Below are 24911 nucleotides of genomic sequence, written 5' to 3' on the forward strand. Positions count from 1 at the left end.
CGAGTGCCCGCCGGTGTGAGGTGAATCGATCAAGTCGCCACCCGGTGTCTCGTCGCTCACAGACGGGTCGGGCCGTTGGGTCGGGTGGCTCGAGCGGGTCTAGCATCCGGGGGTCAAGGTCCGAGTACGCACGTACCGGAGACCAGTCCACCACTGACGCTGGAGGCCGTTGCGCATGGCCGGCACCACCGCACCCGAGCGGGCGGGCACCTCTAAAGGGGGCGGAACGCTCTACCGCGGCGACCTGGGGATGTGGTCCTGGGTCGCCCACCGCATCACCGGTGTGCTGACGTTCTTCTTCCTGTTCGCGCACGTCCTGGACACCGCGCTGGTGCGGGTGTCGCCGGACGCGTACGACAAGGTCATCGAGACCTACAAGAACCCGATCGTCAACCTGTTCGAGGTCGGCCTGGTCGGCGCGGTCCTCTACCACGCCCTCAACGGCATCCGCGTGATGCTCGTCGACTTCTGGGAGAAGGGCGCGCGCTACCAGAAGCAGATGCTGTGGGCGGTGCTCGGCGTCTGGGTGCTGGTGATGATCCCCGGCACCTACTACATGATGGTCCGCACGGTTACCGACCTGCTCGGTGGGGGTCACTGATCATGAGCGAATCCCTGACCCTCGACAAGCCGCGCTCACCGCGCCGCCCCGCCGCCCGCCGCAGCAACTTCGAGCTGTACAGCTGGCTGTTCATGCGCATCTCGGGCGTCGCGCTGGTGGTGCTGGTGCTCGGGCACCTGTTCATCATGAACATCCTCGACGGCGGTGTGCACCGCATCAACTTCGGCTTCGTCGCGGGCCGCTGGGCCTCGCCGTTCTGGCAGTTCTGGGACCTGGCGATGCTGTGGCTGGCCCAGATCCACGGCGGCAACGGCCTGCGCACCGTGATCAACGACTACGCCCGCAAGGACGCGACCCGGTTCTGGCTGAAGGTGCTGCTCTACGTCTCGATGGTGCTGATCATCGCCCTCGGCACGTACGTGATCTTCACCTTCGACCCGAACATCACCGACTGACCCGCCGCGGGGAGTACTCAAGCCATGCAGTTCCACAAGTACGACGTCGTCATCATCGGCGCGGGTGGCGCCGGGATGCGCGCGGCGATCGAGTCCGGCCAGCGCGCTCGCACGGCCGTGCTCACCAAGCTCTACCCCACGCGTTCCCACACGGGCGCCGCGCAGGGCGGCATGTGCGCCGCGCTGGCGAACGTGGAGGAGGACAACTGGGAGTGGCACACCTTCGACACGATCAAGGGCGGTGACTACCTGGTCGACCAGGACGCCGCCGAGATCATGGCGAAGGAGGCCATCGACGCGGTCCTCGACCTGGAGAAGATGGGCCTGCCGTTCAACCGCACGCCCGAGGGCAAGATCGACCAGCGGCGGTTCGGCGGCCACACCCGCAACCACGGCGAGGCGGCCGTGCGCCGGGCGTGCTACGCGGCCGACCGCACCGGCCACATGATCCTGCAGACGCTGTACCAGAACTGCGTCAAGCACGGCATCGAGTTCTTCAACGAGTTCTACGTCCTCGACATCTGCCTGACCGAGACCGAGGACGGCCCGGTCTGCACCGGCGCGGTGGCCTACGAGCTGGCGACCGGCGAGATCCACGTGTTCCAGGCCAAGTCCGTGGTGTTCGCCACCGGCGGCTTCGGCAAGGTCTTCAAGACCACGTCCAACGCGCACACGCTGACCGGCGACGGCATGGGCATCGTGTTCCGCAAGGGACTGCCGCTGGAGGACATGGAGTTCTACCAGTTCCACCCGACCGGCCTCGCGGGTCTGGGCATCCTGCTGACGGAGGGCGCCCGCGGTGAGGGCGCGATCCTGCGCAACGCCTCCGGCGAGCGGTTCATGGAGCGCTACGCGCCCACCATCAAGGACCTCGCGCCGCGCGACATCGTCGCCCGCTCGATGGCCCTGGAGGTGCTGGAAGGCCGCGGTGCCGGTCCGAACAAGGACTACGTGCTGCTGGACTGCACGCACCTGGGTGCCGAGGTGCTGGAGTCGAAGCTGCCCGACATCACCGAGTTCGCCCGCACGTACCTCGCGGTCGACCCGGTGAAGGAGCCGGTGCCGGTCTACCCGACCGCGCACTACGCGATGGGTGGCATCCCGACCAACGTGCACGGCGAGGTGTTGCGGGACAACGACAACGTCGTCCCCGGCCTGTACGCCGCCGGTGAGTGCGCGTGCGTGTCCGTGCACGGCGCGAACCGGCTCGGCACGAACTCGTTGCTGGACATCAACGTGTTCGGCCGCCGCGCGGGCATCGCCGCCGCCGAGTACGCGCTGTCCCACGACCACGTGGAGCTGCCGGAGAACCCCGCCGCGGCCGTCGAGGCGCAGGTGGCGCTGGTGCTGTCCGAGCACGGCCAGGAGCGGGTGGCGGACATCCGCACCGAGCTGCAGGCCACGATGGACGCCAACGCGTCGGTGTACCGCACCGAGGACACGCTCAAGCAGGCGCTGCACGACGTGCAGGCGTTGAAGGAGCGGTACTCGCGGATCACCGTGCAGGACAAGGGGAAGCGGTTCAACACCGACCTCCTGGAAGCCGTCGAGCTGGGCTTCCTCCTGGAGCTGGCCGAGGTTCTCGTCGTGGGCGCGCTGGCGCGCAAGGAGTCCCGCGGCGGTCACGCGCGTGAGGACTACCCCCACCGCGACGACACGAACTTCATGCGCCACAGCATGTACTACAAGCAGGGCGACGGCTTGCTGGCCGACATCCGGCTCGACTACAAGCCCGTGACGTTCACCCGGTACCAGCCGATGGAGCGCAAGTACTGATGACCGCTACCGCTGAAGTGTCCACCGGCTCGCGCGGGAACCAGCCCCCCGTGCCGGACGGCGCGATCACCGTCACCCTGAAGGTGCGCCGGTTCAACCCGGAGTTCGACGACGAGCCGCGCTGGGACTCGTTCGAGATCCCGGCCCTGCCCTCGGACCGCGTGCTGAACCTGCTGCACTACGTGAAGTGGTACATCGACGGGACGCTGACGTTCCGCCGGTCGTGCGCGCACGGCATCTGCGGGTCGGACGCCATGCGCATCAACGGCGTGAACCGGCTGGCGTGCAAGGTGCTGCTGAAGGACCTGCTGGCGGGCGGCGGCAAGCCGACCACGATCACCATCGAGCCCATCAAGGGGCTGCCGGTCCACAAGGACCTGCTGGTCGACATGGAGCCGTTCTTCGAGGCGTTCAAGGCGGTCAAGCCGTACCTCATCACGTACGGCAACGAGCCGACGCGCGAGCGGATCCAGTCCATCGCCGACCGCGAGCGGTTCGACGACACCACCAAGTGCATCCTGTGCGCGGCGTGCACCACGTCGTGCCCGGTGTACTGGACCGAGGGGTCCTACTTCGGCCCGGCGGCGATCGTGAACGCGCACCGGTTCATCTTCGACAGCCGTGACGAGGGCTCCGAGGAGCGGCTGGACATCCTGAACGACGTGGACGGCGTCTGGCGCTGCCGCACGACGTTCAACTGCACCGACGCCTGCCCTCGCGGCATCCAGGTCACCAAGGCCATCCAGGAAGTCAAACGCGCCCTCCTCTTCAAGCGCGTCTAACCCTCCCCCTCCCGCCACCGGCCCCCGAGCCCCGCTCGGGGGCCTTTCCCATCCGCGAGAGTCCAACACTCAGCCCGCGAGAGTCCAACGCTCAGAGCACCTGAATTCAACGCTCAGCCCCGATGCCGCTCGTCGTGAGCGTTGAATTCAGGGTGCGTGAACGTTGGACTCTCGCGCTTCGAGCGTTGGACTCTCGCGTTATGAGGGTTGTTGGCGGGCGGCGCGGGCGGCTTTGGCGCGGCGGCTGCGCAGGTACATCAGCAGGGCGAGGACGAGGCCGAGGCCGGCGACGGCGGTGATCGGGCCGCCCACGTTGCCGAACGCCGTCTGCATCGCGGAGGGCTGGGTGCCGTCCGGCGTGGAGTTGGCGACCTCGCCGACACCGGCGCTGGTCGGCGTCGGCCTGGGCTCGGTGGTCTTCTTCTTCGCCTGCGGCGCGCCCTCGACCAGCCTGCCGACCGGGTTGCCGGACGCGGCCGGTCCCAGGGCGAAGCCGTAGTCGAGCAGGCGGGCCGCCTGGTCGGTCATCCTGGTCGGCTGCTGCTGGCCGCGCAGCAGCACGACGACGAGCCGCTTGCCGTTGCGCTCGGCCGCACCGACGTAGGTGTGCTGGGCGTCGTCGGTGAACCCCGACTTGCCGCCCAACGCGCCCTGGTACGAGGTCAGCAGCCTGTTGTCGTTGACGATCGGCACGGTCCCGCCGTTGGGTGCCGGGAAGTCGATCCGCTGCGTCATCACGGCCTTGACGAAGTCCGGGTAGTCCATCGCCTCGCGGTAGATCAACGCCACGTCGTACGCCGACGTCGACGTGCCCGGCGCGTCCAGCCCGGACGGCGTCACGGCCCGCGTGTCCAGCGCGCCCAGCTCGGCCGCCAGCGCGTTCATCTTCCGGATCGCCGACGGCACCCCGCCCAGCCGGCGTGCCAGCGCGTGCGCCACGTCGTTGCCCGACGCCATCACCAGCGCCTGGAGCAGCTGCTCGACGGTGTACTCACGGCCGTTGCGCAGCCCGATGCACGTGCACTCCTGCGCGATGTCCTCGGGCGTCGCGGCCACCGTGGCGTCGGGCGCCAACTCCTTGGCGACCACCATGGCCAGCAGCACCTTGATCACCGACGCGGGCCGCTGCCTGCCGTGCGGGTCGAGGGCGGCCAGCACGGCGCCGCTGTCCATGTCGGCCAGCAGCCAGCTCTTGGCCGTGATGCCGTCCGGCGGTACGGGCGCGTTCGGCGGCAGCACCAGACCGCACTCGCCGAGGCGCTGTCCCCCGATCGGGCTCTCGGGCACCTCCATCGGTGGCGGGGGCTTCTCACCCGGCGCCACCTCTTCGGACGCGTCGACCGCCGGGGGCGGTGACACCTTGTTCTCGCAGGCCGGCTGGGCCGCCGCGAGCGGTGCGGCCACGGTCGACGCGCCGGCCATCAGCGCGCAAGCAGCCAGGACCAGGGCAACGGGCCGTCGGAACGCGGAGGAACGCACCCGCCCAGGCTATCCACCCCGGATGAGTGACCTGCACCCGCCACGTCGGATACTGCTCCGGTGAAGCTCTCCCGCGGCATGTCCGTGTTCCTGCTTGCCTTCGGGGTGTGGTCCTGGCTGCTCTGGCCGAACTTCCTGCGCAACATCTGGAAGGACCCCCGTTCGTGGGACAGCGGCCCGACCACGTTCTTCACCGTCCACCTGCTGCTGATTGTCGCGTCGCTCACATTCGGCACGGTCATCGGCGTGTTGGGCGTGCGCGGGCTGCGCGCGGCCAGGAGCGGCCGAAGCGCCAATACAGATTGAACCCACCACACCTGGAGGCTCCGCAGTGGAGTTCGTGCGCCTGTTGCTGGTGTTCCTGCACCTGCTCGGCATGGGCATGCTGATCGCGATGTTCTTCGTCCAGCGCCGGGCGGGCGCGGACGCCCCGCTGAACAAGGGCTGGCTGCACGGCAGCGCGTTGCAGCTGCTCACCGGCGTGGCGCTGATGGGCCTGGCCCCGCTGACCGACCAGGATTACAACGACATCAAGGTCGGCGTGAAACTGCTGGTCCTGGTCGTCATCGCGGCCCTGGTGGCGGTGAACCTGAAGAAGAAGCCCGCAGCCTGGCTCACGCCGGTCCTGGCCGGCCTGGTCGTGCTGAACGTCGGCATCGCCGTCTTCTGGACCTGAGCCTCAGCGACGCCGGAACAACGCGCCCAGCAGCAGCCCCGCGCCGACCAGACCGACGGCGGCGCGGGGGCTGGGGGCCGACCGCACCTCGACCACCGGTCGGATCACGGCGGGCGGCGGCGGCGCGGGCGGGTCGCGCAGCAGGTTCTCCCGCGCGGTGGCCGTCCAGGCCGTGATGAACAGCAGCGACTGGGCCACCAGGTTCGCGAAGAACAGCACACCGATGACCGGCCCGAACGCCGCACCGGCCGGCGACGACGTGACCGTGCTCAGGTAGAGCGTCCCGCCCTGCTTCAGCACCTCGAACACGATCGCCGCGGCGGCCGCGCCCTTCGCCGCGCTGCGCAGGCTGAACGGCTTGCGCGGCAGCTTGGCCAGCACCCACAGGAACACCAGCCAGTTCGCCACCAGGCCCAGCATGATCGTGCCGATCTTGAGCAGCGCCTGGGCCCACCCGACGCCGTCGAGGCCGATCCACCGCAGCACCAGCTCGGCCAGCCCGCTGCCGGCGGCGGTGATGCCGAACGACACCACCAGGGCCGCGCCGAGGCTCACCAGCGCCAGCAGGTCCTTCAGCACCGTCTTGAGGAACGGCAGGTCCTGCTTGGGATGCCCCCACTGCGCCGTCAGCGCGTCGCGCAGGTTGCTCACCCACCCGTAGCCGGAGTAGACGGCAGCCAGCAGGCCCAGCACGCCGACCGTGCCCTTGGACTTGATGGCCTCTTCCACCACCTCGTTGATGGTCTCGCCGAGCGCGCCCGGCACCGCCTCGGCGATGGAGGACTGCAGCTCGCCCAGCAGCTCGGGCTGCGAGGCCAGCACGAAACCGGCGACGGCGAAGCCGATCATCAGCATGGGCACCAGCGAGAGCACGCTGAAGTACGTCACGGCCGCCGCGTAGTGCGCCCCGTACTGCTCGCTGTACCGCGTGGCGGCGCGGAACAGGTGGTCCAGCCACGGCCGTTCCCGACGCATCCGGTCGAGCTTCGAGCCGGTCCCAGCGTTTTCCGCCACCCGGGAAAGCTAACCCGCGAGGTGATCACTCGCCAGTCGGGAGGAAGCCGATCCGGTCGTAGGTCCTCGACAGCGTCTTCGCCGCCACCGAACGGGCCCGTTCCGCGCCCCGCGCCAGCACCTTGTCCAGCTCCGCGGTGTCGTCCAGGTACTCGGCCACCCGCGCCCGCACCGGCGTGACGAAGTCGGTGAACACCTCGCCGAGGTCCTTCTTCAGGTCCCCGTAGCCCTTGCCGTCATAGTCGGCGACCAGCGACTCCACCGAACGCCCGGTCAACGCGGAGTAGATGACCAGCAAGTTGCTCACGCCGGCCTTGTTCTCGGGGTCGTAGACGATCTCGCGGCCGGTGTCGGTGACCGCCGAGCGGATCTTCTTGGCCGACCGCTTCGGGTCCTCCAGCAGCTCCACCACGCCCGCCGGCACGGACTTCGACATCTTCGACGTCGGGTCCTGCAGGTCGTAGATCTTGGCGGTGTCCTTGACGATGTAGGGCTCGGGCAGCCGGAACGTCTTGCCGTAGCGGGTGTTGAAGCGCTGCGCCAGGTCGCGGGTCAGCTCCAGGTGCTGGCGCTGGTCCTCGCCGACCGGCACGTGGTGCGCCTGGTACAGCAGGATGTCGGCGGCCTGCAGGATCGGGTAGGTGAACAGGCCGACGCCGACCCCCGCCTCTTGACGCGTCGACTTGTCCTTGAACTGGGTCATCCGGCTGGCCTCGCCGAACCCGGTCAGGCACTGCAGGACCCACCCGAGCTGCGCGTGCTCGGGCACGTGCGACTGCACGAACAGCGCCGAGCGGTCCGGGTCGATGCCCAGCGCGAGCAGCTGCGCGGCCGACACCCGGGTGTTCTGCCGCAGCACCTTGGGGTCCTGCTCGACGGTGATCGCGTGCAGGTCGACGACGCAGTAGAACGCGTCGTGCGTCTCCTGCAGCGCCACCCACTGGCGGATCGCGCCGAGGTAGTTGCCGAGGTGGAACGAGCCCGCGGTCGGCTGGATGCCGGACAGCACGCGGGGGCGGCTCACCGGAGCCGGGTTCTCGGCAGGCAGTCCGACGACCTGGCCTGCGGCGTTCTCAGCGGAGTTTTCGACGACCACGCCGGCGATTCTCCCAGGTCGATCAGACCCCGGTGGTGGCGGGCCGCACCTCGGCCGCGCTGTCGCCGCCGACTGCCGGCCGGGTGACGACGGGCTCGTTGGCCGCCGTGCGCACCACCGCGGCCCTGCGCCGGCGGACCAGGCCGAACACCAGGCCGATCGCGCCGAACGCCACCGCGGCGATGCCGACCGGCGCGTCGAGGGAGACCGGAGCCGCCACCGCGCCGTCGGCCGCCACCGCGACACCTTCGACGACCAGGGAAGACGCCGCGCCCAGGACCAGACCCAGGACCGCACCGCGACCGCGCACCGCCCAGCCTCCTCACCAACACCGTGCCACTCCACGGAGGAGTGAACCTTGTTGACGGACGGCCGCGAACCTACCGAAGCTGTGGGGCTGGCGTGCCCGGTTCGACTGAACGCGACCGGCGGCAGACTAACCGCAGCCGCGCTCACCCCTCCCCGCAGGGGGTTACCTCAACGCGTCGACTCGGCCATATGTCGTAGTGCGCTGCCGGGCCGGGCGACCGGCCAGCGCCGCCGTGGCGTGCAGCTGCTCGGCCGTGCGGGCGGAGCCGTGCTCGGAGCCCGCCATGCGGCTGATGGTCTCCTCCATGAGCGTGCCGCCCAGGTCGTTGGCACCGCCGCGGAGCACCTCGGCGGTGCCCTCGTCGCCCAGCTTGACCCACGAGCACTGGATGTTGTCCACCCGGCCGTGCAGGGCGAGCCGGGCGAACGCGTGCACGGCCCGGTTGTCGCGGCGAGTCGGGCCGGGTCGGGCCACGCCCGCCAGGTAGATCGGCGCGTTGCGGTGCACGAACGGCAAGCCGACGAACTCGGTGAGCCCGCCCGTGCGGTCCTGCAGGGCCGCCAGCGCGCGGAAGTGGCCGAGCCAGTGGCCGGGGTGGTCGACGTGGCCGTACATCATCGTGGACGACGAGCGGATGCCCACCTCGTGCGCGGTGGCGACCACGTCCAGCCAGGTGGCGGCGGGCAGCTTGCCCTTGGTCAGCACCCAGCGCACGTCGTCGTCGAGGATCTCCGCGGCGGTGCCGGGGATGGTGTCCAGGCCCGCGTCGCGCAGCTCGGTCAGCCACTCGCGCACGCTCACGCCCGCCTTGGCCGCCGCGGCGACGACCTCCATCGGGCTGAACGCGTGCACGTGCATGCCCGGCACCCTGGCCTTGATCGCGCGCACCACGTCGGCGTAGTAGGTGACCGGCAGCTTCGGGTCGATGCCGCCCTGCATGCAGACCTCGGTGGCGCCCGCGTCCCACGCCTCCTGCGCCCGGTCGGCGACCTCGGCCACGGACAGCCGGAACGCGTCGGCGTCGCGCTCGCGCTGGGCGAACGCGCAGAACCGGCAGCCGACGTAGCAGACGTTGGAGAAGTTGATGTTGCGGTTGACCACGTAGGTGACGTCGTCGCCGACCACCTCGGCGCGCAGCTCGTCGGCGAGCCGGGCCATGGTCTCCAGCGCCGCGCCGTCCGCGGTCAGCAGCGCCATGGCCGCGTCCGTGTCGTCCAGGAGCTTCTCGGGGCTGTCGGCGGCCAGCTTGAGGGCGCGGGCGGTGTCCTCGGGCAGCCGTTCGACGGCCTTGGGGACCGTCAACGACGCCCAGTCGCCGTAGACGCTGTCGAAGTCACCCCGCCGGTCCTCGGTGCGGCCCTCGGTGTCGATGGCGGTGTGCAGGTCGGCACGGCCGTAGGTGTCGAGGCCACCATCGGGTTCCTGCCACTCGCGGCCGACCACGGGGGCATCCGGCTCGGCCAGGCCGTCCGGCCGCGCCAACGCGGACACGTGCGCGGTGAGCCGGGTGTCGATCCACTGCCCGGCGGGCGCGGTCACGAACCGCGGGTAGACGGCGAGGCGTTCACCCAGCTCGAACCCGGCCGCGCGGGTGTGCTCGGCCAGCACGTCGACCTGGGGCCACGGCCGCTCGGGGTTCACGTGGTCCGGCGTCACGGGCGACACGCCGCCCCAGTCGTCGATGCCCGCGCGCAGCATCAGCCCGAACTCGCCGCCGACCAGGTTCGGCGGTGCCTGCACGCTCGTGGACGACGGCATGACCAGCCGCGCCACCGCGATCGTGGCCGCCAGCTCGTGCAGGTCGGCGTCGGGCATGCCGCGCATCGCGGTGTCCGGCTTGGCCCGGAAGTTCTGGATGATCACTTCCTGGATGTGCCCGTACTGGCGCGCGACGCCGCGCATGGCCAGCAGGGACTCGGCGCGCTCGGTGATCGTCTCGCCGATGCCGATCAGGATCCCGGTGGTGAACGGCACGTTCACCCGGCCCGCGTCGGTGAGCACCCGCAGCCGGACCGCGGGCTCCTTGTCGGGACTGCCGTAGTGCGGGCCGCCCTTCTGCGACCACAGCCGCTCGGCCGTGGTCTCCAGCATCATCCCCATGCTGGCCGCGACCGGCCGCAGCCGCTGCAGCTCCTCCCAGCTCAGCACGCCGGGGTTGAGGTGCGGCAGCAGGCCGGTCTCCTCCAGCACGGCGATGGCGCTGGCCCGCACGTAGTCCAAAGTCGACGAATAGCCACGCGCCTCCAGCCACTCGCGCGCCTGCGGCCACCGCTCCTCGGGCCGGTCGCCGAGCGTGAAGAGGGCTTCCTTGCAGCCCTGGGCGGCGGCCCGGCGGGCGATGTCGAGCACCTCGTCCCGCTCCAGGAACGCGGCGGGCAGCTTGTGCGGGACCGTCGCGAACGTGCAGTAGTGGCAGCGGTCCCGGCACAGGCGGGTCAGCGGGATGAAGGCGTTGCGGCTGTAGGTGACGACACCCGGCCGCCCCTCCGCCAGCAGGTGGGCGTCACGGACCCGGCCCGCGGCGCCCAGCAACGCCTCCAGGTCGTCGCCGCGGGCGTGCAGCAGCACGGCGGCCTCGGTGGCGTCGAGCACCGCGCCGTCAGCGGCACGGCGCAACGCGCGTCGCATCGCCGATGCGCTGGGCGGCGGTTCCGGCGGGGTGATCGAGATGTCCACGGCCACGACAACGACATTAGGTGTGGAAAATTCCTGATCACGCCCAGTGTGACGTCCGACACGCAGCGCAGTCGGGTCACGGCGGCGCTACCGCAGGGGCGCCCTGCCGGCGACGAGGAGCTCGGTGTTGCGGTCGGTCACCGCGCCGACCGCGTCCGCGTTCGCGTGCGGGTCGTTGAACGCGAACTCGCGGGCCAGCGAGGCCAGGCCGCGCGGCGAGAAGTCGTCGTAGTCGGCCTGGTAGGGCGCGTCACCCTCGACCAGCGTCGTGAACAGCGACAACGTGCCGTCGCCGTTGTCCGCGAGCTCGATGATCCGGGCGTGCTGCGGGTGGTCGACGTGCGCGGCGGTGTTGATCTCCCAGAACGCGCGGTCGCCCGTGCCGTGCGGGACGATCCGGTTCTCGTGGGTGTGGCCGTTGACCCAGGCGACGACGTTCGGGAACCGGCCGAGGAGGCCGACCAGGGCCTTGCCGTCCAGCCGCGGGTCGAGCGGGCGGCGGCGGTCGGGCAGGACGTTGCCCATGGTCCAGCTCGTGTGGTGGCTGAACAGGATGAACAGCTCGTCGGTGACGTCCTGCCGGTGCCGGAAGCCGAACACGTCGTAGTAGCGGGAGCTGCCGCGCTTGAGGGTCCGCTCCAGCCACAGGTACTGGTGCAGGCCGATCGAGCCGTCGGCGAAACCCGCGGTGGTCGTGGTGTCGAGGCTGACGCCGGTGACGCCGGGCGCGATCGGGAACGTGTAGAAGACGTCCACGCCGTCCGCGTTGTCCTGGGTGAAGCCGTGGCCGTGCGGCCCGGGGCCGGTGTGGCGCGGGTCGAGGTGGGCCTGGACGAACTCGGCGGTGGTGAACGGGCGGCGGCGGGCGTCCGGGGTGACCGTGCGGACCAGCCCGCCCTCGGCGACGACGGCCGCCGCGTCGAGCACGTGCGCGGGGTCGGTCATGGCCCTGGCGAGCCGCTGCGCCTGGGAGTCGGAGAAGCCCATGATCTTGCGGTTGGCGGTGTAGAGGCCGTCGATCAGCGGGATGCCGTCCGGCAGGGAGCCGACCACGCTGTCGTCGTGGTTGCCGAAGGTGCAGTACCAGGGGATGCGCAGGCCGGGGCTGTCGAACGGGCGGATGACGGCGTCGAGCAGGCCGGGCAGGTGGGGGAAGCCCTTGGCCTTGTAGTCGTCCAGGAGGGTGGAGTGCGGGTTCCAGTAGGCCTTGACGCCGGAGTCCTGCACGCCTTCGTAGCGGGCGGGGTCGCCGGTGTTCGCGGTGATCCGGCCGCCGTTGAGGACGGTGAGGAACCAGTCCAGCTCGACCAGTTCGTGGTTGTCGGTGTTGTCGCCCGTGGTCATCATGAAGTCGATCGGGCGGTTCGTGAACGGCCCGGTGCGGATGGTGTTGACCTTGTTCACCAGGGCGGCCGACGTGTGCTGTGCCAGTGTTTCGTGGGCGCGGAAGGCACCGGCACCCAGCAGCGGGTGGGTGTACTCGAAGCGTGCGGGGCTCTGCGTGTCGACCATGTGCATGTCGGTGAACTGGACGAAGCAGGCCAGCGGCGTGCGCCGATCCGCCCGCCCCGCGCCCGGCGTGGCCAGGTCGGACCGGACCACCAACGGCCAGCCGGGTCCGGCCTGCAACCTCCGGTACCCCGTGCCGCCGACCGCCGTCGCCGCGACGTCCAACGTCGTGCCGGTGGTGGCCGCCCAGGCGGGCCCACCCCACACCAACACCGCACCCGCCGCACCCGTCGCCTGGAAGAAACGCCGCCGGCTGATCCCCATCGAACGCTCCCGTGTCTCGGTTAGGTGAAAAGTTCTCACGAACCGGGAAGCGCGTCACGAACTCGGGATGAAGTGCGGCCGAACGAGCGAAGTCGATCGTCGGGTGGATCGGTTCCGTTGCGGCGCAACGACTTCGCCGTCACTTCTGACCGGGCTTCCTGAGCGTCGGACTCGGGGGTCGCGAACGTAGGACACGCGCGTTCTGAACGCAGGACACGCGCGGATTCGAGCCCGGACCGGCGCCGAACGCCCAGCACGCGGCACAAGTCCTCGACCTCGGGCCGCTTGGCGGCGATGATCTCGTGCACGGGCTTCACCGCCTGACCGTGATCGTGCCCGGTCTCAGGTCCTCGGCCAGTCAAAACTCACGGTCACAGGTGCGTGGTCGGACCAGCGTTCGGCGTAGGTGGCCGCACGCTCGACCACTGCGGAGCTGGCCGTGGCGGCCAGCGACTCGGTGGCGACCTGGAGGTCGATCCGCCAGCCCGAGTCGTTGTCGAACGCCTTGCCGCGGTACGACCACCAGGTGTACGGGCCCGTCACGTCCGGGTGGAGGGAGCGGACCACGTCGACGTAGCGGGCCTCGTCGAAGACGCGGTCCAGCCACGCCCGCTCGGAGGGCAGGAAACCCGACGACTTCTGGTTCGTCTTCCACGCCTTCAGGTCCTCGGGCCGGTGGGCGATGTTCCAGTCGCCGCACACCAGCACCTCACGCCCGTCCGCGGCGGCCTTGTCGCGCAGTTCCACCAGGTACGGCAGGAACGCGGCCATGAACCGGTCCTTCTCGTCCTGCCTCGGCGTGCCGACGTCACCGCTGGGCAGGTACAGCGACGCCACCACGACGTCGGCCAGCTCCACCTCGACGTACCGACCCGAGTGCTCGAACTCGGCCACCCCGAACCCGATCCGCACGGCCTGCGGCGCCTCGCGCGTCAGCACCGCGACCCCGTTGCGCCCCTTGACCTCCGAGTACGCGTGCGCGACGTGCCAACCCTCCGGCGAACGCACCTCGTCCGGCAGCTGGCCTGGCTCGGCCCGAACCTCCTGCAGGCACACGACATCCGCCGACGTCGCGGCCAGCCACTCCAGGTAGCCCTTCTTCGCGGCGGCGCGCAGCCCGTTGACGTTGATCGTGGAGACAGTCAGCACCGGGGCAGCCTAGCCGCGCGGGGCGACCGCCCAGGTGTACGGGTATTCGGCGCCGCAACCGGTGCAGGACGCGGACAGGCCCAGCATCAGCACCAGCGGGCTGCTGCCCTCCGGCGACGGCACCCCGGCCACCTCGTGCCCGTCCACCACCGCGCGCAGACCCGGCCACTCCGGCTCGCACGCGCACGTCACCACGCCACGCCGGAACGACCGCCACTTGAAGAACATCCGCCCATCAGATCACGCGCAGCCGCTGTCCGACGTCGGCGTCACGAACTCGTCCTTCACCCAACGTCCGTCCGCCAGCAGCCGGAAGCCGTTCTCGACCCGGTTCTCCGCCCCCACCACCGCGTCACGCGGCAGGGTCGCCACGATCGGCTGGGTGTCGGCGGGCCCGGAGCGCACGTTGAGGACGTCGGCGATCACCGTCACCCTGCACTCGCGAGCGGCGACCTCCTCCACCCCGAGCTTCTTGCCCTCGTTGGCGACGTACATCAACCCGGCCGCCGCCAGCACACCCGCGACGACCATGCCGCGCACCGGAATCCCGAACATCACGCCTCCCGACACCTCTGCTGAGGTGCAGATATAGCGCGTGCCAAGTGGCCGGGGGCCGCCCGAGGGCACATTCCACCCCACCGGGGAACCGGACGGGTGACGCGGTCACGGAAACGGATCAGGGGACCGCCCGCAGGCAGTCCCCTGATCACCGACCCGGGAAGAAGTGGTCAGCCGGCCATCTTCTTCTGCAGGTTCTCGTCCAGCGTGCCGAGGAAGTCCTCGGTGGTCAGCCAGTCCTGGTCCTTGCCGACGAGCACGGCGAGGTCCTTGGTCATCCGGCCGCTCTCGACGGTCTCCACGATGACCTGCTCCAGCGTCTCCGCGAAGCCCGTCACCTCCGGCGTGCCGTCCAGCTTGCCGCGGTGCTTCAGGCCACCGGTCCACGCGAAGATCGACGCGATCGGGTTGGTGGACGTCGGCTTGCCCGCCTGGTGCTGGCGGTAGTGCCGGGTCACGGTGCCGTGCGCGGCCTCGGCCTCGACGGTCTTGCCGTCCGGCGTCATCAGCACCGACGTCATCAGGCCCAGCGAACCGAAGCCCTGCGCGACCGTGTCGGACTGCACGTCACCGTCGTAGTTCTTGCACGCCCAGACGTAGCCGCCCTCCCACTTCATCGCGGCGGCCACCATGTCGTCGATCAGGCGGTGCTCGTAGGTCAGGCCCGCCGCGTCGAACTGCGCCTTGAACTCCTCCTCGAACACCTTCTGGAAGATGTCCTTGAACGCACCGTCGTACGCCTTGAGGATGGTGTTCTTGGTCGACATGTACACCGGGTAGTTGCGCTGCAACCCGTACGAGAACGAGGCGCGCGCGAAGTCCTCGATGGACTTGTTGAAGTTGTACATGCCCATGGCCACGCCGCCGTCCGGGCCGTAGTTGGCCACCACGTGCTTGATCGGCTCGGAGCCGTCCTCGGGCGTGAACGTGATGGTCAGCTCACCCGCGCCGGGGACCTTGAAGTTGGTCGCCTTGTACTGGTCGCCGTGGGCGTGGCGGCCGATGATGATCGGCTTGGTCCAGCCCGGCACCAGCCGCGGGATGTTGGAGATGATGATCGGCTCGCGGAACACCACGCCGCCGAGGATGTTGCGGATCGTGCCGTTCGGCGAGACCCACATCTTCTTCAGGCCGAACTCCTCCACCCGCGCCTCGTCGGGCGTGATGGTGGCGCACTTGACGCCGACGCCGTGCTTCTTGATGGCGTGCGCGGCGTCGATCGTGACCTGGTCGTCGGTGGCGTCCCGGTGCTCGATGCCCAGGTCGTAGTACTCGAGGTCGACGTCCAGGTACGGGTGGATCAGCTTGTCCTTGATGAACTGCCAGATGATCCGCGTCATCTCGTCGCCGTCGAGTTCGACGACGGTCCCCTGAACCTTGATCTTGCCCATACTCAGGGCGCTCCTCTCGCGACAATGCAAGCAAGACAAGCGTACTGCTATGTCGGGTTGCTTGCGTCCACCCGGGCGGAAAAAGGGAACGGCGTCACACCTGCTCGCTCGCCGCGACCGCCGGTGGCACGTGGGTTCTCCGGGCCAATACAACCAGCCGCGCCGCCGGACCGCCGCACGGGGACGGCGTGGCGCGACACTCGAACACGCGTTCGCGGAATACGCCCTCCACCCGCGTCCGCCCCGCTAACCTCGCACCCGTACGAGTGATCAAGGGGGCAGCGTTGTCGACGGGTCCGACCCATGCCATGAGCGGTCTGCTGGCCTGGGCGGCGGTGACCGCGTTGGCCGAGAACCACCCCATCGGCCAGCTCACGCCGCAGAGCTGGGCGGTCGGCGCGGTGCTCGCCACCGGCGCGGCCCTGCTGCCCGACCTCGACCACCCGTCGTCGACGATCTCGCGCACGTTCGGGCCGGTCAGCGCCGGTGCGTCGGCGTTGATCAACACGGTGAGCTCGTTCGTCTACCGCACCACCCGCACCCGCAAGGACTCCAACCGCGACGGCGGGCACCGCGGCCTGACCCACACGCTGGTCTTCGCGCTGGCCGCCGCCGTGGGCACGACCGCGGTGGTGCAGCAGTCGCAGAAGTGGGCGCTGCCCGCGCTGATGTTCGTGTTCGCGGGCCTGGCCGTGCGCGGGATCATGAACGACTGGTGCCCGCAGAAGGACGCCCTGCTCATCACCGGCGTCTCGGCCGCCATCACGGTGGCCTGCGTGGCGTGGACGGCGCAGACACCGGCCAGCGCGGCGGCGTGCGGGGTGGCGGTCGGCGTCGGGTGCGTGGCCCACTTCCTGGGCGACGCCATCACCGAGCAGGGCTGCCCGATCCTGTGGCCGATCCCGCTGATGGGCAAGACGTGGTTCCCGGTCGCGCCGCCGAAGATCATGCGGATGAAGACCGGTGGCACGGTCGAGATGGCGATCGTCGGCCCGCTGATCACGATCTTGAGCGTCTGGTTGTCCGCTGCCGCGCTCCAGCAGGCCGGCGCGATCCCGTTCCTCGAAACTTTCGACCTGCTACCGATCTAGATTTCAGATAACGGCCATTCGGCGGCTACCACTCCATCACCCGATCGGACTAGCCTCCACCGAAATCCTGTCCCGCGCTCACCCGCGTCGAGGAGGACTTCGTGCCCCACCCCACGCACGACAACGTTGTCGAGGCGGCCGGATGACCACCTGGCTCGGCCTCAACGCCGGTCACGACGACCCGGCGACCGCGGACAAGGTCGCCGTGTCGCTGTACGAGACGCTGCTGTTCCACGCCCAGCTCGTGTGCGTGCACGACGTGGAGGGGCGGCACGCGATGTCGTTCCGGCTCGTCGACGAGCCCTCCGAGAACACCGTGTCGACCCTCATCGAACGCGGTTACGGCGTCGCCGTGCACAACGGCACGCTGCAACGGCTCGCCGGTCCCGAGGAGCTGGCCCGCGGCGCGCTGCGGGCGGTGATCGCGCACCGCGACCGGCGCGAGGGCCGGGCGCTGCGGTTCCCCGGCCAGCGCACGCTGCGCGGCCGTTACGGGGTCTCGGACATCCTCGCGTTCAGCGCGATCGAAGAGGTCCTGCCGCACGGCACGAAGAGCGTGGACGCGCGCGGCGACCTGCAGCCGACGTTCGTCAACGGCCGGCTGGTGCTGAACTGCGACTGAGCCCTGGTCAGCCCGGGTGCGCGCCGACGGCGTCCCTGATCTCGGCGCCGAGGCTGTCCGCGCTGCGCGCGCAGTGGGCGCAGCAGAAGAACCGGCCCTCCACCTCGACGCCGTGGCCGATGATCCGGCAGTCGCAGTGCTCGCAGCGCGGTGCGAGGCGCTGGATCGCGCACTCGAAGCTGTCGAACGTGTGCACGCCACCGCCGACCGTGCGCACCTCGAAGGACATCCAGTAGTCGTTGCCGCAGACGTCGCAAGTCGCCATGGCCGAAGCCTGCGCCGGGCGGCGGGCACCGGCAACTCGACCTCACGGCCGAATCGTCGTACTCCGAGCGGACCAGGCCGGACTCGAACCGGCGTCCTCCCTCCCGGGGGAGGGCGCGTCAACCACTGCGCTACATGGTCCCGAGCCGGGCCGGATTCGAACCGGCGTCCTCCCTCCGAGCAGGAGGGCGCGACAACCACTGCGCTACCGGGCTCCCGCTCAACACTAGCCATGACCGCGGCCCCGGAGACAGGGCCGCTAAGGTCTGCCCTCGTGCGCGGAGTCGACTACTACGAACTCCTCGGGGTCGGCCGCTACGCGTCCGAGGCGGAGATCAAGTCCGCTTACCGCTCCCTGGCCAAGGTGATGCACCCCGACGCGGGCGGGTCCTCCGGCACGTTCCGCATGCTGCAAGAGGCATATGACACCCTGCGAGATCCCGCTCGCCGACGTGACTACGACCGGGGCTGGTCGTTCACCCGTCCGGGGGCACGGCCGACGTCGCCGACCCGCCCGCCGCGCTCGGGCCGGACCGGTCGGTTGCGCAACTTCGGCGAAGACCCGGACTTCGTACCTCCGAAGCCCGTGGTGGACCTCGGCGGCGTCGCGTGGTGGCACCTGGTCGACGTGGGGCAGCGGGTGCGGTACGTCCCGGCCGCCGGTCCGGGTCACGCGCCCGCGTTGGCGGCCCTGTGCGGGTGGTTCTTCCTGCTGCTGCCCGTGGTGGTGATCGACTTCTCACCGTTGGCGCTCGGCGTGTGGCTGGTGCTGGTGGCCGCGGCGGCGGCCATGGCGTTCCGGCTGGTGCGGCGGTACCTGGCGGCGATCCGGGCCGACCGGGCGTTCACGCTGGACCACGACACCGGGGTGGTGCACGGGACCACGGACGACCGGGCCTGCGAACGGCTCACCGCCGAGCTGCTCAGCCGGTACCTGACCCGGCTGCCCGGCGCGCGGATCTTCCACGGCCTGGCCTGGCCCGGCTCGGTGTTCGCCGACGTCGACCACGCCGTGCTGTGCGGGCGCAAGCTCGTGCTGATCGAGTCGAAGTCGTGGCTGCCGGGGCACTACGAGGCCGAGGACGACGGCACGGTCTGGCGCAACGGCCACCCGTTCCGGGGCGGTGGCATGCGGATGCCGCGCAGCCTCGCGGTGTACCGGAAGCTGCTGCCGTGGCTGGACATCCGGACCGCGTTGCTGGTCTACCCGAGCCGGGACGGCGTGGTGACCACCGAGGAACCGGCGGACGCCATCGTGCCGCCGATGACGCCCGCCCAGTTCGTCGAGGAGATCGGCGACTGGCTGGCCGAGGACCCGGCCACGGTGGACCGGGAGGCGTTGCGCGTGCTGATCGGTCAGGTCGTGCCGATCGTGCGGCCGGCTAGCTGAACACGGCCATCCCCCACAGCGAGTAGCCGTACGGGGTGGCGCGTTGGAAGGCGTACAGCTTCACGTAGCGCGCGCTCGTGGCGAGCGTGATCTCGTCGGTGCCGCCGTCACCCGCGTAGTTCTCGTGCACGGTGGTCCACGTCGTGCCATCGGTCGAGACCTGGAGCTGGTACTGCCGGGCGTGCGCGGCCTCCCAGTCGAGCCGGACGCGGCGGATCGGCCTGGTGGCGCCGAGGTCGACCCACAGCGAGTGCTGGTCGGTGAACGCGCTGCTCCACCGGGTGGCCGGGTTGCCGTCGAACGCGTGGGACGACGGGTGCGCGGAGCTCTCCGTCGCGGTGGACCAGGACGGGCGGTGGAGGGCGAGGTCGGCCGCGGTCACGAGTTGGCCCTGGTTCACCGCGCGCGGTGAGGCGTAGGTGGCGCGGACGGCGCTGTCGGGGTTGAGCTGCTTGTCGTCGAAGAACTCCGGCCACGCCATGAAGTACGCCCAGTCGGGTTGGGACGCCAGCTCCGCGGGTGACGGCACCTTGCCGACCTCGGCCAACGCCAGCGGCTTGCCCTGGGCCAGGTTCTTCAGCGTGGTGTAGTAGGTGGTGGCGGGCCAGAAGCTGTTCCACGCGTCGAGCGAGACGACGTCCGCGTACGACGGGCCCGGGTAGTAGTCCGCGATACCGGCCGGGTCGAGGTCCTTGACGTTCCACACCCACGCCATGCCGGTCAGGCCGCGGGTCCGGACGAGGTGGTCGTGGGTCAGCTGGTAGAGCCGGCGGCTGCCGTTCGCACCGGGTCGGCCGCCCCACCAGGACCAGCCGTCGTTCATCTCGTGCAGCGGCCGGAACAGCGGCTGCACGCCCGCGTCCAGGAGTTGACGCAGGAACGGGACGATCTCGTCCAGGCGCGCCTTCCAGGCGTTGTTGAGGGCGGTTCCATGGGTGATCAGCTGTGCCCACTGGGCGTCGGTGAGGTCGTCGTTGACGCCCGCGTCCCAGCCGCAGGCGGTGGGGCGGGTCGGCGGGCAGACGTGCCAGGTCAGCGTGACGAGCGAGCCGTTGCGCCACTCGGTCTCGGCCTGGTCGACCATCGTCTGGCGGTGGGCGACGTCGTCCTGCGCGAAGAGGAAGTCACCGCCCCACAAGCCGGGGTACACGCCGGTGATCGCGTGGACCTTGGCGGTGTGGCGGGCGGGGTCGGAGTTGGGCTCCTTGTTGTGCATGCCGGTCACCGTGCGGGTGCCGGTGATCCGCTTCAGGTAGTCGACGACGGGGATCGGCGGTGGAGCCGCGGCGGCTGCGGGTGGGGCGAGGGTGGTGACGAGTAGGGCTACCAGCGTCATCGCTGTTCGCACTGCGTCCTGCCTCTCGAAAGGGTGGCGGCCTTTTGAGCGTGGCGGCGGGTGGGGTGGACGGTAGCGATTAACCGGTTAAGCAGTCAACCGAATGGCGCATGTCGTAGACGGCTGCCGCGGGCTGCTTCCGGCGGACCCACGGGAGGAGTCGGGGATGAAGATCGACGTCTTCAACGAGGTCCAAGACCCGCGCCCGTGGCAGGAGGGCCACCAGCACGCGCGCATCACGGAGGCGTTGGCGCAGGCGAGGCTGGCGGACGAGCTGATCGGCGAACTGATCCCCGGGTTCGACAAGTGAGGTCGCGGGGTTCGGTGCGAGGATGGGCGCATGCCGAAGAAGCTGCGCCTGACCGGTGACCCGGTCGCCGACAAGCTGCTCAGCGAAGACCCCTTCGCGCTGCTCACCGGGCTGTTGCTGGACCAGCAGTTCCCGATGGAGCACGCGTTCGCCGGACCGCGGAAGATCGCGGACCGGATGGGTGGGTTCAGCATCGACAAGATCGCCGAGACCGACGTGGACGAGTTCGTGGAGCTGTGCGTGCAGCCGCCGGCGATCCACCGGTACGGGACGTCGATGGCGCGGCGGGTGCATGCGTTGGCGTTGCACGTGATCGAGAACTACAAGGGCAAGGCGGCGAACATCTGGAAGGCCGGCAAGCCGGACGGCAAAGAGGTGTTCCGGCGGGTGAAGGCGTTGCCCGGGTTCGGTGACCAGAAGGCGCGGATCTTCGTGGCGTTGCTCGGCAAGCAGCTCGGCGTGACGCCGGACGGGTGGCGTGAGGCAGCCGGCGCGTACGGGGAGGAAGGGTCGCGGCGGTCGATCGCGGATGTGACGAGCGCCGAGACGCTGGCGGAGGTGCGGGCGTTCAAGAAGGCCGCGAAGGCGGCGGTGAGCGCGGAGGACAAGGCGGTGAAGGGCTAGAGTCCCCGCGTGCAGTTGCCGGGACTCGTCGACCTCACGCCGCTGGGCGCCGGTGGTTTCGCCACGGTCTACCGCGCCCGCCAGGTCCAGTTGAACCGCGAGGTCGCGGTGAAGATCGACAACCGGGTGCTGCGGACCGAACGTGACCGGCGGCGGTTCCTGCGCGAGGCGCACGCGGCGGCACGGCTGTCCGGGCACCCGCACGTGGTGTCGGTGCACGACGCGAACTTCACCCCGGACGGCACGCCCTACCTGGTCATGGAGCTGTGCACGGGCGGATCGCTGGCCGACGTGGTCCGGCGCGACGGGCCGTTGGCGGCGGATCGGGTGCGGGAGCTGGGCGTGCAGTTGGCGGACGCGCTCGCCGCCGCCCACGCGGAAGGCGTGCTGCACCGCGACATCAAGCCCGCCAACATCCTGCTGGACCGGTACGGCACGGCGAAGCTGGCCGACTTCGGGCTGGCGGCGTTGCTGGACGCCGAGGGGTCGAGCACCGTCACCCGGGACGCGCTGAGCCCCAGTTACGCGCCGCCCGAGGCGTTCGCGATGGCCCAGCCGACGCCGGCGGCGGACGTCTACGCGTTGGCCGCGACGTTGTACGACCTGCTGGCGGGCAGGCCACCGCGTCCGGTGCCGTGGCCGGTGGAGTCGTTCGACCACCTCGGTGAGGTGCTGCGCTCGCCGGTGCCGCCCGTGCCCGGCGTGCCGCGGGAGCTGCACGAGGCGTTGGTGCGGGCGTTGGAGCCGGAGGTCGGGCGCCGCACGGCCGGCGCGGACCGGCTGCGGCACGAGCTGAGCCAGGTCCCAGGGCAGGTCGCGAGGCACGTGCCAGGTCAGGTCGCGGGCCAGGTGCCGGGGCAGGTCGGGAGGCAGGTGCCAGGTCACGTCGCGGGGCAGGCACCGGGTCACGGCGCGGGGCAGGTGCCGGGTCACGTCGCGGGGCAGGTGCCGGGTCACGGCGCGGGGCAGGTGCCGGGTCAGGTCCAAGATCGGGTGCCGGGTTGGGAGCAGGGCCGGAGTGCGGACCCCCGTCCCCGGTACAGCGCCGCCTACACGCGCCCGCCCACCAAGAAGCCGTGGGCGTTGGTGATCGGCGCGGCGGTGTTGGCGACCGTGGTGGCGGCCGGTACGTGGTGGTGGGCGACCAGGTCATCCGACGCGCAGACGACGCCCGGAGCCCGGACCGGCAGCACGACGTCGAGCGAATCCCTTCCCCCGCCCGGCCTCAAGGAGTGCGCCACCGGCTACTGCGTGGCCGAGCCGACCTGCTACCGCGGCATCGTGTCGGTGGGCGGGCAGGCGGCCGGCGCGCGGAAGGTCGGCAGCTGCTCGGAGGACCACTACTGGGAGGCGTTCGCGGGCGGGTGGTTGTCCGGACCCGTCCCGGACGTCGACAACGACGAGCTGCTCAAGGCGCCCGAGGTGGCCGACATCTGCACGGCCGAGGCGATGAAGGCCAACACCCGACCGACCGTGGACACCTCGGACTGGCAGTTCACGGCGGTCGGGTTCACCGATGGCGAGCGGGCCTACTTCCACTGCTTGGCGAGCGAGCCGGGGGTCGGTGAGGTCACCACCAGCGCGTTCGGGTCCTGAGGCGGTGCCGGCTTGAGCGCGAAGACCAGCATCACCAGCGCCGTCAACGCCAGCAGCGCGGCGATCGGCGCGAGCGGGAGCAACCCGACCCAGCTGATCACCAGGCCGCCGACCACGCCGGACAGGCCGACGCCCAGGTAGATCGCGGAGGCGTTGAGCGACAGCAGCAGACCGCTGTTGGCGGGCGCCAGCTCGATCAGCCAGCTCTGGATGGGCGGGTTCGCCGACCAGGTGAGCGCACCCCAGGCGAACAGCGCGACGGCGGCCGACACGGGGGTGGCCGTGGTCAGCGGCAACGTGGCCAGCACGACGGTGAAGCAGCTGAACAGCACGACGAGCAGCTTGCGCGTGTCGAAGCGGTCCGCGAGGCGACCGGCGGCCCAGTTGCCCAGGACCGAGCCGAGGCCGTAGGCGACGAGCAGCACGCCGATCGTGGCGCCCTCGACGCCCGCGGTCACGGTCAGCAGGGGCGCGATGTAGTTGAAGACGCTGAACACGGCCAGGCACGCGAGCACGGTCAGGCCGAGGACCATCAGCACGCGCCGGTCGGCGGCGGGGGCGAACCGCTCGCGCAGGCCGACCGCCGGTGGGGCGTCGACGCGGGGCAGCCAGAGCCGGACCGCGATGGCGGCGAGCACGGAGACGGCGGCGATGAGCGCGAACACCCCTTGGTAGCCGAGCGGCCCGCCGAGCAGGTTACCCGCCGGCACGCCCAGGACCAGGGAGAACGTCAGGCCGCCGAACACCAGGGCGACGGCACGGCCGCGGTGTTCCGGTGGGGACAGGACGGTGGCGACGAGCGTGGCGGCGGGTGTGTAGACGGCCGCGCCGAGCGCGCTGACGATGCGTGCGACCAGGAGCAGGGGGTAGTTCGGGGCGAGGGCGGCGAGGAGGTTGCCGAAGGCGGCGACGCCCAGGGCGACGACGAGGAGCTTGCGGCGTTCCCAGCGGCCCGTGAGCGCGGCGAGGAGAGGTGACGAGATCGCGTAGGCGATGGCGAACGCGGTGAGCAGTTGGCCCGCGGTGGCGTGGGAGACGTCCAGTTCCTCGCTCACGGCCGGCAGCACGCCGGAGACGATGTACCCGCTCGTGCCGATGGCGAACGCCCCGGCCGCGAGCAGGTAGGTGCGTGCCGACATGAGACTCCCCCGGTGAGGTGACATTCGGTCGAGCGCGCGAGTCCGAGCGGGTGATCGCGCAGCCCTTGTTTCGACGGGGATCGTACTACGGCGACCATCTAACTTCGATGGGTCTCGTAGTATGTCCGGTATGACCACCACGCTCGCCCACCCGGAGCGGGACGAGATCCGGATAACGACGGTGCTGCAGGCGCTGGCCGACCCGGTGCGGCTCCAGATCGTGCGCGCGTTGGCGATGCACGAGGAAGGCCTCTCGTGCGGTGTGCTGCCCTTGGGGGTGACGGCGTCGACCTTGACGCACCACGTTCGGACGTTGAGGGAGGCGGGTGTCGTGCGCGTTCGACCGCAGGGGACGTCGCGGATCAGCTCGTTGCGGCGGGACGACCTGGACGCGTTGTTCCCGGGGCTGCTCGACGGCGTGTTGGCGGCGCGGCGGTGAGCGACGCGAACGACTGGGAGTGGGTGCGGGTGCTCGCCCAGGGGCGCGTGTACGACGAGGACCGGCCCGCGGCGAACCGGTTGGCGTGGGCGGCGGTGGCGCTGGCTGCCTCGCACGGTGGTGAGCGCAGCGGGGTGCGGCGCGCTCGGGCCGTGGCGGACCGGTTCGCGTTGCGCGCCCGGGTGACGCGGTCGCTGGGTGCCTGGGCGGCGGACCCGGACGCGCTGGCGGCGGACGTGCTCCGGGAGGTCGGGGCCGACGTCGGGCTGAGCGGGCGGTTCGCGAAGTCGGTGGCGCAAGCGGTGGGACCCGTCGTGCCGCTGGTGCGGGACGAGTTGTTGCGCGAGCGGTTCGGGCGGTGGGTGGAGGGGTTCGGTCGCTAGGGGTTCGCGGGACCGGTTTA

Annotated in this window: 28 protein-coding genes and 2 tRNA genes; 14 read left to right on the forward strand and 16 right to left on the reverse strand. The window is 70.5% G+C overall.

What is annotated here, in order from left to right; all coding sequences use genetic code 11:
• Nucleotides 1–175: 175 nt before the first annotated feature.
• From sdhC to B0I31_RS18825, 4 genes are read left to right on the forward strand one after another with little or no spacing between them, the layout of a single operon-like run.
• Entirely contained in the window at nucleotides 176–601 is a 426-nt protein-coding gene (sdhC, locus tag B0I31_RS18810; RefSeq protein ID WP_053722475.1) for a succinate dehydrogenase, cytochrome b556 subunit, read from the forward strand.
• A gap of 2 nt (nucleotides 602–603) precedes the next feature.
• Nucleotides 604–1017, forward strand: coding sequence for a succinate dehydrogenase hydrophobic membrane anchor subunit (locus tag B0I31_RS18815; RefSeq protein ID WP_073885781.1), 414 nt, complete (start codon nucleotides 604–606; stop codon nucleotides 1015–1017).
• A gap of 24 nt (nucleotides 1018–1041) precedes the next feature.
• Nucleotides 1042–2793, forward strand: coding sequence for a succinate dehydrogenase flavoprotein subunit (sdhA, locus tag B0I31_RS18820; protein ID WP_106616704.1), 1752 nt, complete (start codon nucleotides 1042–1044; stop codon nucleotides 2791–2793).
• The gene (locus B0I31_RS18825) at nucleotides 2793–3575 is read left to right on the forward strand and encodes a succinate dehydrogenase iron-sulfur subunit (protein ID WP_106616705.1); all 783 of its coding nucleotides are present in this window, start codon (nucleotides 2793–2795) and stop codon (nucleotides 3573–3575) included. The genes sdhA and B0I31_RS18825 overlap by 1 nt, the downstream gene beginning before the upstream one ends.
• Nucleotides 3576–3773: 198 nt before the next feature.
• Here B0I31_RS18825 and B0I31_RS18830 read toward each other — a convergent pair whose 3' ends face one another.
• Nucleotides 3774–5054: a D-alanyl-D-alanine carboxypeptidase family protein gene (locus B0I31_RS18830; protein WP_106616706.1), complete on the reverse strand. Its 1281-nt coding sequence runs from the start codon at nucleotides 5052–5054 to the stop codon at nucleotides 3774–3776.
• A gap of 60 nt (nucleotides 5055–5114) precedes the next feature.
• Between B0I31_RS18830 and B0I31_RS18835 the strand changes: the two genes are divergently transcribed.
• Nucleotides 5115–5360 carry an SCO4848 family membrane protein gene (locus B0I31_RS18835; RefSeq protein ID WP_106616707.1) on the forward strand — a complete coding sequence of 82 codons (246 nt, stop codon included), beginning with the start codon at nucleotides 5115–5117 and terminating at the stop codon, nucleotides 5358–5360.
• A gap of 25 nt (nucleotides 5361–5385) precedes the next feature.
• Nucleotides 5386–5730 carry a hypothetical protein gene (locus B0I31_RS18840; RefSeq protein WP_106616708.1) on the forward strand — a complete coding sequence of 115 codons (345 nt, stop codon included), beginning with the start codon at nucleotides 5386–5388 and terminating at the stop codon, nucleotides 5728–5730.
• Between the two features lie 3 nt (nucleotides 5731–5733).
• Here the strand turns inward: B0I31_RS18840 and yhjD are convergent, their stop codons facing one another.
• The 10 genes from yhjD to B0I31_RS18885 all read right to left on the reverse strand — a co-directional run bounded on the left by yhjD (nucleotide 5734) and on the right by B0I31_RS18885 (nucleotide 15697).
• Nucleotides 5734–6705, reverse strand: a complete 972-nt coding sequence (yhjD, locus tag B0I31_RS18845; protein WP_106616709.1) for an inner membrane protein YhjD — start codon at nucleotides 6703–6705, stop codon at nucleotides 5734–5736.
• Nucleotides 6706–6769: 64 nt separating this feature from the next.
• Nucleotides 6770–7792, reverse strand: coding sequence for a tryptophan--tRNA ligase (trpS, locus tag B0I31_RS18850; RefSeq protein ID WP_106617036.1), 1023 nt, complete (start codon nucleotides 7790–7792; stop codon nucleotides 6770–6772).
• 70 nt (nucleotides 7793–7862) lie between these two features.
• The gene (locus tag B0I31_RS18855) at nucleotides 7863–8150 is read right to left on the reverse strand and encodes a hypothetical protein (protein ID WP_106616710.1); all 288 of its coding nucleotides are present in this window, start codon (nucleotides 8148–8150) and stop codon (nucleotides 7863–7865) included.
• Nucleotides 8151–8312: 162 nt separating this feature from the next.
• Complete coding sequence (locus tag B0I31_RS18860; RefSeq protein WP_106616711.1) at nucleotides 8313–10832, reverse strand: bifunctional FO biosynthesis protein CofGH; 2520 nt, start codon at nucleotides 10830–10832, stop codon at nucleotides 8313–8315.
• An 81-nt stretch (nucleotides 10833–10913) separates the two neighbouring features.
• The gene (locus B0I31_RS18865) at nucleotides 10914–12599 is read right to left on the reverse strand and encodes a TIGR03767 family metallophosphoesterase (protein WP_106616712.1); all 1686 of its coding nucleotides are present in this window, start codon (nucleotides 12597–12599) and stop codon (nucleotides 10914–10916) included.
• Nucleotides 12600–12634: 35 nt separating this feature from the next.
• Nucleotides 12635–12907, reverse strand: coding sequence for a hypothetical protein (locus tag B0I31_RS40030; RefSeq protein WP_146173888.1), 273 nt, complete (start codon nucleotides 12905–12907; stop codon nucleotides 12635–12637).
• Between the two features lie 34 nt (nucleotides 12908–12941).
• Nucleotides 12942–13748: an exodeoxyribonuclease III gene (locus B0I31_RS18870; RefSeq protein ID WP_106616713.1), complete on the reverse strand. Its 807-nt coding sequence runs from the start codon at nucleotides 13746–13748 to the stop codon at nucleotides 12942–12944.
• Between the two features lie 9 nt (nucleotides 13749–13757).
• Nucleotides 13758–13976 carry a hypothetical protein gene (locus B0I31_RS18875; RefSeq protein WP_073885791.1) on the reverse strand — a complete coding sequence of 73 codons (219 nt, stop codon included), beginning with the start codon at nucleotides 13974–13976 and terminating at the stop codon, nucleotides 13758–13760.
• 12 nt (nucleotides 13977–13988) lie between these two features.
• On the reverse strand, nucleotides 13989–14303 hold the full coding sequence (locus B0I31_RS18880) for an SH3 domain-containing protein (protein WP_146173889.1): 315 nt from the start codon (nucleotides 14301–14303) through the stop codon (nucleotides 13989–13991).
• A gap of 173 nt (nucleotides 14304–14476) precedes the next feature.
• Entirely contained in the window at nucleotides 14477–15697 is a 1221-nt protein-coding gene (locus tag B0I31_RS18885) for an NADP-dependent isocitrate dehydrogenase (RefSeq protein ID WP_106616715.1), read from the reverse strand.
• Between the two features lie 284 nt (nucleotides 15698–15981).
• Between B0I31_RS18885 and B0I31_RS18890 the strand changes: the two genes are divergently transcribed.
• Together B0I31_RS18890 and B0I31_RS18895 are read left to right on the forward strand one after the other, a co-directional pair.
• Nucleotides 15982–16788, forward strand: a complete 807-nt coding sequence (locus B0I31_RS18890) for a metal-dependent hydrolase (protein WP_106617037.1) — start codon at nucleotides 15982–15984, stop codon at nucleotides 16786–16788.
• Between the two features lie 142 nt (nucleotides 16789–16930).
• On the forward strand, nucleotides 16931–17410 hold the full coding sequence (locus B0I31_RS18895; RefSeq protein ID WP_106616716.1) for a hypothetical protein: 480 nt from the start codon (nucleotides 16931–16933) through the stop codon (nucleotides 17408–17410).
• A gap of 7 nt (nucleotides 17411–17417) precedes the next feature.
• Here the strand turns inward: B0I31_RS18895 and B0I31_RS18900 are convergent, their stop codons facing one another.
• From B0I31_RS18900 to B0I31_RS18910, 3 genes are all read right to left on the reverse strand, one after another.
• A complete protein-coding gene (locus tag B0I31_RS18900) occupies nucleotides 17418–17675 on the reverse strand; it encodes a Prokaryotic metallothionein (RefSeq protein ID WP_106616717.1) in 258 nt (85 codons plus the stop codon).
• A 68-nt stretch (nucleotides 17676–17743) separates the two neighbouring features.
• Nucleotides 17744–17816: transfer RNA gene (locus tag B0I31_RS18905), tRNA-OTHER, on the reverse strand.
• Nucleotides 17817–17890 (reverse strand) — tRNA-Ser (locus B0I31_RS18910).
• A 58-nt stretch (nucleotides 17891–17948) separates the two neighbouring features.
• Between B0I31_RS18910 and B0I31_RS18915 the strand changes: the two genes are divergently transcribed.
• Nucleotides 17949–19064: a J domain-containing protein gene (locus B0I31_RS18915; RefSeq protein WP_106616718.1), complete on the forward strand. Its 1116-nt coding sequence runs from the start codon at nucleotides 17949–17951 to the stop codon at nucleotides 19062–19064.
• Here B0I31_RS18915 and B0I31_RS18920 read toward each other — a convergent pair.
• Nucleotides 19057–20400: a glycosyl hydrolase gene (locus B0I31_RS18920; RefSeq protein ID WP_106616719.1), complete on the reverse strand. Its 1344-nt coding sequence runs from the start codon at nucleotides 20398–20400 to the stop codon at nucleotides 19057–19059. The genes B0I31_RS18915 and B0I31_RS18920 overlap by 8 nt on opposite strands.
• A gap of 166 nt (nucleotides 20401–20566) precedes the next feature.
• Between B0I31_RS18920 and B0I31_RS40680 the strand changes: the two genes are divergently transcribed.
• The 3 genes from B0I31_RS40680 to B0I31_RS18930 are packed head-to-tail and all read left to right on the forward strand — an operon-like array spanning nucleotide 20567 to nucleotide 22930.
• A complete protein-coding gene (locus B0I31_RS40680; RefSeq protein ID WP_181320243.1) occupies nucleotides 20567–20710 on the forward strand; it encodes a hypothetical protein in 144 nt (47 codons plus the stop codon).
• 30 nt (nucleotides 20711–20740) lie between these two features.
• Entirely contained in the window at nucleotides 20741–21334 is a 594-nt protein-coding gene (locus B0I31_RS18925; protein ID WP_106616720.1) for an HhH-GPD-type base excision DNA repair protein, read from the forward strand.
• A 9-nt stretch (nucleotides 21335–21343) separates the two neighbouring features.
• Nucleotides 21344–22930 carry a serine/threonine-protein kinase gene (locus B0I31_RS18930; RefSeq protein ID WP_106616721.1) on the forward strand — a complete coding sequence of 529 codons (1587 nt, stop codon included), beginning with the start codon at nucleotides 21344–21346 and terminating at the stop codon, nucleotides 22928–22930.
• On the opposite strand, the gene B0I31_RS18935 is transcribed toward B0I31_RS18930, so the two are convergent.
• Nucleotides 22864–24069 carry an MFS transporter gene (locus B0I31_RS18935; protein ID WP_106616722.1) on the reverse strand — a complete coding sequence of 402 codons (1206 nt, stop codon included), beginning with the start codon at nucleotides 24067–24069 and terminating at the stop codon, nucleotides 22864–22866. The genes B0I31_RS18930 and B0I31_RS18935 overlap by 67 nt on opposite strands.
• Nucleotides 24070–24190: 121 nt before the next feature.
• Here B0I31_RS18935 and B0I31_RS18940 point away from each other — a divergent pair, with 121 nt between their 5' ends.
• Nucleotides 24191–24508 carry an ArsR/SmtB family transcription factor gene (locus B0I31_RS18940; RefSeq protein WP_425444374.1) on the forward strand — a complete coding sequence of 106 codons (318 nt, stop codon included), beginning with the start codon at nucleotides 24191–24193 and terminating at the stop codon, nucleotides 24506–24508.
• A complete protein-coding gene (locus B0I31_RS18945) occupies nucleotides 24505–24891 on the forward strand; it encodes a hypothetical protein (protein ID WP_106616724.1) in 387 nt (128 codons plus the stop codon). Before B0I31_RS18940 ends, B0I31_RS18945 begins: the two co-directional genes overlap by 4 nt.
• Nucleotides 24892–24911: the final 20 nt, after the last annotated feature.

The organism is Saccharothrix carnea (assembly GCF_003014735.1).
Classification (GTDB): domain Bacteria; phylum Actinomycetota; class Actinomycetes; order Mycobacteriales; family Pseudonocardiaceae; genus Actinosynnema; species Actinosynnema carneum.

What these genes read in the sequence shown, in the direction of transcription:
- B0I31_RS18865 (WP_106616712.1), bottom strand. Translation starts at nt 12,599, where the DNA reads ATGGGGATCAGCCGGCGGCGTTTCTTCCAGGCGACGGGTGCGGCGGGT.
- B0I31_RS18925 (WP_106616720.1), top strand. Translation starts at nt 20,741, where the DNA reads ATGCCGAAGAAGCTGCGCCTGACCGGTGACCCGGTCGCCGACAAGCTG.
- B0I31_RS18895 (WP_106616716.1), top strand. Translation starts at nt 16,931, where the DNA reads ATGACCACCTGGCTCGGCCTCAACGCCGGTCACGACGACCCGGCGACC.
- B0I31_RS18880 (WP_146173889.1), bottom strand. Translation starts at nt 14,303, where the DNA reads ATGTTCGGGATTCCGGTGCGCGGCATGGTCGTCGCGGGTGTGCTGGCG.
- B0I31_RS40680 (WP_181320243.1), top strand. Translation starts at nt 20,567, where the DNA reads ATGAAGATCGACGTCTTCAACGAGGTCCAAGACCCGCGCCCGTGGCAG.
- sdhA (WP_106616704.1), top strand. Translation starts at nt 1,042, where the DNA reads ATGCAGTTCCACAAGTACGACGTCGTCATCATCGGCGCGGGTGGCGCC.
- B0I31_RS18900 (WP_106616717.1), bottom strand. Translation starts at nt 17,675, where the DNA reads ATGGCGACTTGCGACGTCTGCGGCAACGACTACTGGATGTCCTTCGAG.
- B0I31_RS18875 (WP_073885791.1), bottom strand. Translation starts at nt 13,976, where the DNA reads ATGTTCTTCAAGTGGCGGTCGTTCCGGCGTGGCGTGGTGACGTGCGCG.
- B0I31_RS18825 (WP_106616705.1), top strand. Translation starts at nt 2,793, where the DNA reads ATGACCGCTACCGCTGAAGTGTCCACCGGCTCGCGCGGGAACCAGCCC.
- B0I31_RS18885 (WP_106616715.1), bottom strand. Translation starts at nt 15,697, where the DNA reads ATGGGCAAGATCAAGGTTCAGGGGACCGTCGTCGAACTCGACGGCGAC.
- B0I31_RS18920 (WP_106616719.1), bottom strand. Translation starts at nt 20,400, where the DNA reads ATGACGCTGGTAGCCCTACTCGTCACCACCCTCGCCCCACCCGCAGCC.
- yhjD (WP_106616709.1), bottom strand. Translation starts at nt 6,705, where the DNA reads ATGCGTCGGGAACGGCCGTGGCTGGACCACCTGTTCCGCGCCGCCACG.
- B0I31_RS18940 (WP_425444374.1), top strand. Translation starts at nt 24,191, where the DNA reads ATGTCCGGTATGACCACCACGCTCGCCCACCCGGAGCGGGACGAGATC.
- B0I31_RS18935 (WP_106616722.1), bottom strand. Translation starts at nt 24,069, where the DNA reads ATGTCGGCACGCACCTACCTGCTCGCGGCCGGGGCGTTCGCCATCGGC.
- sdhC (WP_053722475.1), top strand. Translation starts at nt 176, where the DNA reads ATGGCCGGCACCACCGCACCCGAGCGGGCGGGCACCTCTAAAGGGGGC.
- B0I31_RS18815 (WP_073885781.1), top strand. Translation starts at nt 604, where the DNA reads ATGAGCGAATCCCTGACCCTCGACAAGCCGCGCTCACCGCGCCGCCCC.